The following is a 1,739-nucleotide window of genomic DNA, read 5'->3' as shown; positions in this document are numbered from 1 at the left end:
ATACCTTATCAACATGAATGGACAGTCGTACAGAGTTAAAGAAACTAAAAAAATGTTACAACCTGATGAAGAATAAATATCTTTAGCCAATCTCATCCGAGACACTTAGTGGTATACTTTTCAATTACTAAGTGGACTACTTTTCAATTATATTATACAAGAGTGCAGGGTGGTTCCAATAATTACACATACTCATGGATTCTCAAATCTTTGCCAACGAATGAAATTATAAGCAAAACATCAGCATTTAGTTCAATAAATTCATATAGTCCTACTTTGAATAAAGTTGGAAAAATGCAAATTACATGTTTAGCAAAAGATGTTCAGAGCAGTTTGGTGGAAGAAAAAACTTTTGACTTTGATGTCATCCCTCCTCTAATTGAATTCAAAGATGTAATAAATAACAATGAGCCTATAGCTCCTAGCACGATAACTGCGACAATTGATTGTTATGAAGCGGTTACGATTACTCTTGAACTTAACTCTGTGTATATGAACTCAAGAGGTAGTATTACATATAAAATTAATAACGGATCTAATATTATTCTAAATAAAAATCATTCGGCCGCACAAGTTGAGCATGTTACAGTCTCTCTTCCAAGAGGAAAATCCAATTTTGAGATAAAAACTCAAAAATCCTCAGGAAGTGCTAATACCGTTCAAGGTCGTATCATATTATATGGCATCACTTCAATAACGACTATGCAGATTGGTGGGGAGAGAATTTTAATGTCTGGCATATAACCTACCGTAACTAACTTTAAATGAATAATCTACAAAACACTTATTATTCACAATGTTTTGAATACACAGAGCCTTGAAACTCAGTTTTAAAAAATGTGACATTACTCCCAATTGAAACAACGAAGGTCTACATCATGGGAAACAAAGTGAAAAGTAGTTCAGTCGTATAACTATAATTATAAGAATAAATAAAATAGACAATTATGAAAAAACATATACTACTTACATCAATACTCCTAATTATATTCTCTTTAGAAGGGAAGTCTCAATTTCTAGAAACAATTAACACCATAAATAATTGGAATCAAATACAGAAACCCGGTTTCTACGAGATATTAGGGAAAGAAGGCTCTAACTCTCCCCAAATAGATGGCAACTGGTGGTGGGGATTAAGTACCGCATCAATAGGCAATACAACTAATAAGTCCTATAGCACCGCTCAGATAGCCATCGGCAATGCCTCATACCCAGTAAAAATGTATGTAAGGGCTACTACTCCTTCGGGAACCAGTCCATGGACAAAAATACTGCATGATCAAGGATTACAGACCATAAGAGGCGGATTAACCATTCAAGACGATCTGATACTACAAACCGGAGACTCTTATGTAACACCTTTAGGTCAATATGGCAAAAAAATTTATTTTGGATATAAAACTGCTGATAATGGAGACCATATATACATGAGCAGATATAACAGAGGAGAAAACAGTTCCGATTTAAGAGTCAATATTGGCGATGATAATGGAGGTGGAGACCGTTTTGTTGTTGGTAATGCTAGATGGAATGCACCAGAAGTATGGAGAGACTGGTTTGTCGTTACAGATATGGGAGTTGGTATAAATGGAGTTTCCGACCCCACTTGCGCACTCGAGGTCAACGGTGTAATTCGCGCCAAAGAAGTAAAAATAGAAGCCGCCAACTGGCCCGACTATGTATTTCACAAAGAATACAACCTACCCGCACTATCCGAAGTAGAGAACCATATCAACGAA

At 35.7% G+C, this 1,739-nt stretch carries 1 protein-coding gene and 1 pseudogene; both read left to right on the top strand.

The features are described from left to right. The first annotated feature begins 210 nt into the window (after positions 1-210). Positions 211-744 carry a hypothetical protein gene (locus G7Y56_RS18370; protein ID WP_165045904.1) on the top strand — a complete coding sequence of 178 codons (534 nt, stop codon included), beginning with the start codon at positions 211-213 and terminating at the stop codon, positions 742-744. Positions 745-947: 203 nt separating this feature from the next. After that, positions 948-1,739, top strand: a pseudogene (locus G7Y56_RS18365) (hypothetical protein); the annotation flags it as partial.

This window comes from Dysgonomonas sp. ZJ709 (genome assembly GCF_011039195.1).
Classification (GTDB): domain Bacteria; phylum Bacteroidota; class Bacteroidia; order Bacteroidales; family Dysgonomonadaceae; genus Dysgonomonas.
The sequence above is the reverse complement of the archived record's forward strand: the minus strand, read 5'-3'. Positions and strand labels throughout refer to the sequence as shown.